Below are 7,029 nucleotides of genomic sequence, written 5' to 3' on the forward strand. Positions count from 1 at the left end.
TTCGAGCTGGTCACCAAGCCCACTCAGACGAGCCAGGCGATCTTCAACATCAAAAAAACCGGGCTGCATCATCATCCATCCCTCATCGTAAGATGAACGATGGAATCACACACAGGGCCTCATAACCAGAGGGTTTTTCGAACCCTCCAGCTGACATTCTGAACGGAGAAAGCCGATGAACACGATGGAGCATGGTGGTGCAATGGCAGTCGAGCGCGTCAAACGCCTCGTGGCGGAGGCGCGCAGCCGCACAGCCTCTTCGGAAAGCCCGCGGCCGAGGGACAGTTCCGTTGACGCGACTGAGGGAAACTCGAGCGTGGCTCTGAAGCGGGAGGGTGATCCGGGGTCGTCCCAGCAGCAATGACGGGATATATCCCGAGCGCCCCGATACTCCCTCTTTCCACGGCGGCCATGCTCGGCCGTCCCTTTTGTGGTGATTGCCTTGACGACACTCATTCCTCTTTGCGTCCCGTTTGAGCGCCGTAAGGAAGCAGCCCGGGGCGGTGCCACGTTCAACGGGGAGCAGAAGTGCTGGATGGCGCACCGGGACAAGCTCGACGCTCTATTGCCTTTCGTCCCTTACCGGTATCGGCCGGACCGCAAGCCTCCCTACATCCGTCCGTGGATGGTGCCGCAGGCTCTGTGGGGCTTCAATCTGCGCGCCTTCCTGGCGCCCGAAGACTGGAACCGGATCCGGAAGGATGCCTATGCGCGATCCGGATCCCGTTGCCGGGTGTGCGGAGGACGGGGTCCCCAATGGCCGGTCGAAGCTGACGAAGGGTGGGCGTATGACGACGAGCGGCGGATCCAGACCCTCAAAGGGGTGATTTCCCTCTGCCCTGACTGCCATGGCGTGCGTCACTGGGGAAAGACCATGACCGAGGGCAGACAGGATGCCGCTTTGGCCTGGATGGCAGAGGTGAATGGCTGGAACCACACCGAAGCGGCGCGATGCGGAGAACAGGCCATGAAGCAGTGGCATACGCGCAGCCGCCATACCGACTGGCAGTGCGACATCTCCTGGGCAATCAGAACCTACAGTGTTGTGCCGATCAAGGACGGCGAAACGCTGGCCCGCGAGCTCAACCGGAAATTCGTGCGGCAGGCGCAGACACGTGTTGGCGTCAGGGCCGGGCACATCACGCACATCGAACATCTGACCCGTGAGCGATAGGAAACAGATCACTCCCCTCCCCGCTCCGGCTGGAGGCCAGCGTCGCGGTCCAGACGGATGCCTGATCTGACCCGTTACAGGCGCAGAGGCGGGACCCCGGCCCGATACAGACCTTCGAACAGATCCCCGAGCGCCAGGCGCCGTCGCAAGGTCAGGCGTCGTTGAGCCAGATGATACATCCGGTCGTGCAGCAGATGGCAGCGCTGACAAAACGCGCGCAGATTGCGCAGCCGGTTGCTGGTGGGATCATGATTCAAATGGGCCGCTGCCAGAATCACCTTCGTCTGTCGTATTTGCAGATGCTCGATCAGGTCCGGAGGCGAGATCCGCCTGCCCCGGCCATTGAACCAGTGCCCCGTCTCCGGATGCTTCCACCGGCCACCCGGCAGCACCTGAAGGTGATGTCCATGCGGCCGACCACAGCGCTGACAGACACCCCCTGCCCGCTCGAACCGCACCTGTCGGCTCAGCTCGGGCCAGTTGGGAGGGTAAAGCGCTTTTAGTTCCGGTCGGATCGGCATTCAGTCTTCGTTAGCACATTTTCTCTAGTCAGAGGTCAGCGTCTGCGACAGGTCCTCGACTTTCTGACCCTGCCCTATGTCGGAAGCAGCGGCCGTCATGGGCGTTTCAAGGCAGGCGCTGCAGAACTGGATGGTCGGACCTTCCTTTCCCCCAAAGCGGCGCATGACACCGGCACTGATTCTCTCTTACGCGTGGACATGGGCGCGCTTCCCCACCGGGCCGCGCGCGTCTTGCAGCAAAAGTCCACAGCAGCACGCTGATCCGTTTCCGGCCCTCTGTCCTACCCCGGCTTCATGCTATCAGAAGCCAGGTTCTGGTTTCGCGGAGGCGTTCATGCTCAGCCATCTTCACATCGCAGGCTCGGCAAAGGCTGCCCGTGAGGCCCTCCTGGACCGGCTGGACCAGAAAACCCGCCAGCAGCTTCCTGCCGGCGATCTGACAGAGGCGGTGGCCCTGCTCTCGACCGGTCGCTTCTCCCCCCGTCTCTCTCTGGTCGTTCGCGGCATCGAATACCGCGACAACGAATTTGCCGAAGACACGGTCCTGTCCACCGATGTTGAGACGGCCGAGGAGGCACTGGCCATCGCCAGTGCCCATCTGACCGCCCTGCCCTCCGGGCACGAACTGGCGATTGCTCTGGATCTCGAACCCGAACCAGTGTTCGTCGCCTGGCTCAGGCCGAAGGCCGCCAGACGGCGCAAGGCGGGATCGCAGGCAGCCACGCTGGCGCCGCTGGCCTCTCCTCTGGGTCAGCAGTCTGGCGCGGTCCTGCAGTGGTTCGATGCCCTGACCGACGAGGCCCTGCCCGACTATGATGGAACGCTGGTCACGGCGGAGCGCGCCTCAAAGACCTATTCCCGGGCGGCGAAGGCAATGAACACACGCCGCACCTACCGCTCGGCCGTGCGCTCCTGGTGTGCGTGGGCGGCAGGACATGGGCTCCCTGCCCTGCCCGCCCGCAGCGAGGATGTTGCCGCCTACCTGGCTGATCTTGCGCTGCAGAAGAAGCGACCCGCGACGGTGGATCTGCACCGTGCCGCACTGCGCTATCTGCACCATGTTGCCCAGGTTCCCGTCCCGACCTCCCATGCTCTTGTGTCCGAAACGGTTGCGGGCATCCGCAGGACGTCAACGGAAAGCGCGTCCCGCCAGGTCAAGGGGCTGACCTGGGATCTGCTGAGCGAGGTCATCGAGCAGATCGATACGGATGAGCTGGTGGGCGTCCGCGACAAGGCCATTCTTCTGCTCGGCTTTGCCGGCGCACTGCGACGGTCCGAAGTGGTGGCGCTGTGCCTGGAGAATGTGGCGCTCGATGATGACGGGATGCGGATACGGCTGGACCGCTCCAAAGGCGATCGGACCAGTCAGGGTGTCGAAGTCGCCATCCCACGCGGAATTACTGCCCTGTGCCCGGTTCGGGCCTATGAAGCCTGGCTTCGGAAGGCGAAACTGAACGAGGCCAAGGGACCGGTTTTCCGGCGCGTGTGGCTCCCGCCTGCTGCCGAGGCCGGTCAGCCCCCTGCCCTGCCCGCCATGGGTTCAGAGACGCTGTCTGACCGGTCTGTGGCCCGCATCATTCAGAAGCGCTGCCTCGATGCGGGACTGACAGGCGATTTCAGCGGGCACAGCCTGCGACGCGGAGCGATCACCACAGGAGCTCGTGACGGCACGGATCTGGTCTCGCTCAAGCGTTTCTCCCGCCACCAGACCTTCGGTGTGGTGGAGAAATATATCGAGGTCGAGGATGCCATGACCAAGCATCCAGGGCGAAGTCGGTTTTAAAGCCTTTATCCCCAGATTTGCGTGGGCTTTTGGTGCGTTTGCGTGGGATCTTGTTGCAGCAGGGGAAACAGGAAATGACAGTTTCCCTCGTCTCTGGAAGTTATCCCGTGGGATCTTGGTGCACCTACTAATATATATCTACTAATAACCCCTAGTGGTTGTGCAACAAGAGTCCGCAGACAATTTAGCGTGGTAAGTTTCGTACAATCCCTACTGAGACGATTGAAGGTGCATCAAAAGTCCACGGAGACATCCTCTTGAGACTTCGTCTAACATCACCCTATGAGCGATATACATAAACGCATCGAGGCCTATGGTCGCCAAGGCGCGCTCGATCTTACTTCAAACGACGCAGAACGGCGGGCTTTGGATGCGGCTCTAGAATTTCTGAGCGACGAAGATCCTTCTCTTGGGTTTCTATATTCAGGATGGTGCCAAACCGGCTTGCCTCATCGCCGATTAGATGATGACCAAATATGGCTCCTCGAAACTAGCTATGTCCGCCTAATGGTGGAACCGGGCTCGGTAAAACGCGACGGAGTGCCTGCTCGTATTGGGGTGCCGTACGGTTCTAGAGCAAGATTAATACTTCTTTTCTTGCAGACAGAAGCGATCAAAACAAATAGTCGCGAAATTGAGTTAGGAAAGTCTCTTAGAAGCTGGCTGAAAAGGCTCAATGTTCCCATTGGAGGGAAATCGATGAGGGACGTTAAGGAGCAAGCTACAAGGATTTCGCGGTGTCGAATGACGTTCGAGATTAAAGACGGGAATAAAATCGGCCTTATAAATCAAAACATAGTCGATACAGCTTTGTTTACCGACGAACACGATGGCGCACTTTTAGAAACCGTTCGCCTTTCTGAGAGCTTTTTCGATCAGCTGAAACGCCACCCCGTTCCGCTTCAGGAATCTGCTATCCGGGCAATTTCTAACAATTCGCAGGCTCTCGATATCTATTTCTGGCTGGTCTATCGATTGCACGAACGAGTAACTGTCCAAAAAGTCTCTTGGCCTGCTCTGAAAGCCCAGTTTGGTGCAAGCTACACTCACATGCGGAACTTCAAGATACGCTTCAGAGATGCGTTGCAAATCGCGCTAGCAATCTACCCAGAAGCTAGAGTGAGTATCGATGAGGATGGTGTCATCCTAGCCCCAAGTGCAAGTCCAGTTTCAAGACGGGTCCCGGGGAAGATATGATAAAGAAACGCAATTCCGGGTGGCCGACGTATGCAACAAAAGTCCACGGCCTAGAGCCTTAACGATGAGTGATGCAACGTTGCATCGGTTGCTGCTAAACAAAAAATCCCCTTTTTGCTCTGTTGATGTTGACTTGTTGATGTTGAGTGTTGATTGTTGATCCTATCCTTTCGGTATGGAGACGCACACAATGCCCACGCTCAAAGAAATTAGAGAGCAGTTAGGCTTTTCACAGAGCCAACTAAAAGATGTCCTGAACCTGCGTTTGTGCAGGAGCTATGATCGGCATACGATTTCTCGGTGGGAAAACGGCAAACAACCTCTCCCTACCGAAGTGACGACGGAGTTAGAGACTCTGCTACATGGGGAAAAGCGTCAAACGACCATCATAACCTTCGCGAACCAGAAAGGGGGCGTAGGAAAAACCACCAGCGCTCTCAATGTGGCAGTCGCCCTTTCTAAAATGGGCTACCGCGTACTGCTGATAGACGTAGACCCCCAAGCGAGCGCGACTTCCGCCCTACTAGGTATGCACATTGTGCCGCTATACCGCCAAGGTAGAACGCTGGCTCACGCTCTTCTTAAAGATGCGCCAATAACCGACTGCATTGTTAAAAAAGGACTGGTCCACGGTACCGACGTCGAAATTCCAGTCGATTTCTGCCCCAGTCACATTGACCTCGCTGAAGTCGATATCCGCCGCGAGCCTGGCACCGAAGGTTTGCTAAAAGATGCGATTGCCCAAGTGCAGGACGAATACGAGTTCATTATTCTAGATTCCCCCCCCCATCTTGGTTTTCTTACCTGGATGGCTTTAGCTGCATCCAACACAGTGTTTGTCCCAGTCAGAACTGAGCCTTATGACGTTATGGGCGTTAACCTGATTCTCGACACCATTACCAAGGTAAATCGCCGCAGCAATCCGCGGTTACGTTTGGGAGGAGTGTTGCCAACACAGTTTGTCCAAAACCAATATGTAGACGTCGGGATCGTGGAGCACCTGATTAACGTGATGGGTAATCGCGCGCCAGTTCTTGAGCCTGTTCCGTCTAGTACGTCGTTTAGCAATGCAGCCTGGGCATCCAAGATTCCAGTTGAAGCGGCGCCTCGAAGTCCTGCTGTCAGAGTATATGTGCGGTTAGCGGAGGCTATCGCAGGCCGACGCTCCTTCATTCACGCTGCGTCTGCCCTTGGCCTCGAAGCCGTTGAAGGAGAGGCACTATGAAGCGGCCTTTTAAGCAACGGCCTCCCTCTGCCTTTTCTCAAACTCATTCAGAAATTATGAGTCAGGTTGATGCACCGTTTTTGGGTGAAGGTAAATTTCGGCACTCATTCGAGGCTGGGATCGACAAGATCTCACCTGATCCAAACCAGCCTCGGCGAAGTTTCGATCAAGCTGCCTTAGACGAACTTGCTGAATCGCTGAAGGCGCAAGGTCAGCTGCAGCCAATCCTCCTCCGACAAGACCCATCCCATAGGGACATGTGGATTGTTGTTGCAGGCGAGAGGCGCTGGAGAGCGGCCAAATTGGCTGGCTGGACCTCCATCTTGGCGGTCCCTCACGAGGGTAACTCCACGTCAGCGGCGCTGATGGAAAACCTGATGCGAGTAGACTTGAGCCCGGTCGAAGAGGCTCGCGGAATAAGAAACTTGCTGGATCACAATAACTGGTCTCAACGGAAGGCAGCCGTTGAACTTGGAATGGATCAGGCGCGGATAAGCAGAGCGATACGTGTACTAAGCCTTCCAGAGGAGTTTCTCGATTTGGCTGGGAAATCAGCGGTACCGATGAACGTGCTTGTCGGAATTGCTCGCGTGGATGACACAGCGCGCCGCGAAGGCCTTATGAGAAAAGCGTTAGCAGGTGAACTCACAGTTGCATCTCTGAAGAACAATAATGCAGCTGAAGAAGTTCAAATGGAAAAGGCGATCGCACAAGGGTCTGATAGGAGGCGACGTCTTAACATAACCAAGACGGCGCCGAAAATCATAGAGATGCTCCGGCAGGCTGGGGAGAATAACACAGAGTTTAGTACGGCCGATATCGCTGCGCTTCGGTCACTATACGAGGAGCTTTCCAAACTGGTCGGATAGCCCCATCTGGGTGATGCAACGTTGCATCACCCACGCTTGAGATAAGTCTGATGCAACGTTGCATCACCCTGCTCTCCCTTGCCGAGCGAGACCACGGCGGAGGGTAAAACAGGCAAAAGCATGAAAAGCCAAGAGGGAAAACAAGGCGCTGCCTGTCGGTCGCCCGCGCTGCAACAGGTGGATCGCCGTCCGTCCTCCCCATGCTCGCCGGCTGCGCCGCCTGCGCGTGGGTCCGGATGACGCCGATCCTGCCGCTGCGC

The 7,029-nt window shown here is 57.2% G+C and carries 9 protein-coding genes; 6 read left to right on the forward strand and 3 right to left on the reverse strand.

The window, feature by feature from the left end:
* Positions 1-175: 175 nt before the first annotated feature.
* Together KP705_RS14910 and KP705_RS14915 are read left to right on the forward strand one after the other, a co-directional pair.
* A complete protein-coding gene (locus KP705_RS14910; protein WP_215764732.1) occupies positions 176-364 on the forward strand; it encodes a hypothetical protein in 189 nt (62 codons plus the stop codon).
* Positions 365-433: 69 nt separating this feature from the next.
* Complete coding sequence (locus tag KP705_RS14915; RefSeq protein WP_308267615.1) at positions 434-1,174, forward strand: hypothetical protein; 741 nt, start codon at positions 434-436, stop codon at positions 1,172-1,174.
* Positions 1,175-1,248: 74 nt separating this feature from the next.
* Here the strand turns inward: KP705_RS14915 and KP705_RS14920 are convergent, their stop codons facing one another.
* Together KP705_RS14920 and KP705_RS14925 are read right to left on the reverse strand one after the other, a co-directional pair.
* Positions 1,249-1,695: a hypothetical protein gene (locus KP705_RS14920; RefSeq protein WP_062106893.1), complete on the reverse strand. Its 447-nt coding sequence runs from the start codon at positions 1,693-1,695 to the stop codon at positions 1,249-1,251.
* 24 nt (positions 1,696-1,719) lie between these two features.
* On the reverse strand, positions 1,720-1,860 hold the full coding sequence (locus tag KP705_RS14925; protein ID WP_155723027.1) for a hypothetical protein: 141 nt from the start codon (positions 1,858-1,860) through the stop codon (positions 1,720-1,722).
* A 169-nt stretch (positions 1,861-2,029) separates the two neighbouring features.
* On the opposite strand from KP705_RS14925, the gene KP705_RS14930 reads away from it, so the two are divergent.
* From KP705_RS14930 to KP705_RS14945, 4 genes are all read left to right on the forward strand, one after another.
* Positions 2,030-3,478 carry a site-specific integrase gene (locus tag KP705_RS14930; RefSeq protein ID WP_215764733.1) on the forward strand — a complete coding sequence of 483 codons (1,449 nt, stop codon included), beginning with the start codon at positions 2,030-2,032 and terminating at the stop codon, positions 3,476-3,478.
* Positions 3,479-3,760: 282 nt separating this feature from the next.
* Complete coding sequence (locus tag KP705_RS14935) at positions 3,761-4,675, forward strand: replication protein RepA (RefSeq protein ID WP_062106895.1); 915 nt, start codon at positions 3,761-3,763, stop codon at positions 4,673-4,675.
* Positions 4,676-4,865: 190 nt separating this feature from the next.
* Positions 4,866-5,900 carry an AAA family ATPase gene (locus KP705_RS14940; RefSeq protein ID WP_139064487.1) on the forward strand — a complete coding sequence of 345 codons (1,035 nt, stop codon included), beginning with the start codon at positions 4,866-4,868 and terminating at the stop codon, positions 5,898-5,900.
* Positions 5,897-6,769 (forward strand): ParB/RepB/Spo0J family partition protein, encoded by an 873-nt coding sequence (locus KP705_RS14945; protein ID WP_050801490.1) that lies wholly within the window; start codon positions 5,897-5,899, stop codon positions 6,767-6,769. The genes KP705_RS14940 and KP705_RS14945 overlap by 4 nt, the downstream gene beginning before the upstream one ends.
* 26 nt (positions 6,770-6,795) lie before the next feature.
* Here KP705_RS14945 and KP705_RS14950 read toward each other — a convergent pair.
* Positions 6,796-7,029: hypothetical protein (locus KP705_RS14950; protein ID WP_215764735.1), on the reverse strand; the 234-nt coding region annotated here is incomplete at its 5' end.

The sequence above is a fragment of the Gluconobacter sp. P1D12_c genome (assembly GCF_018812105.1).
Lineage (GTDB): Bacteria > Pseudomonadota > Alphaproteobacteria > Acetobacterales > Acetobacteraceae > Gluconobacter > Gluconobacter oxydans_A.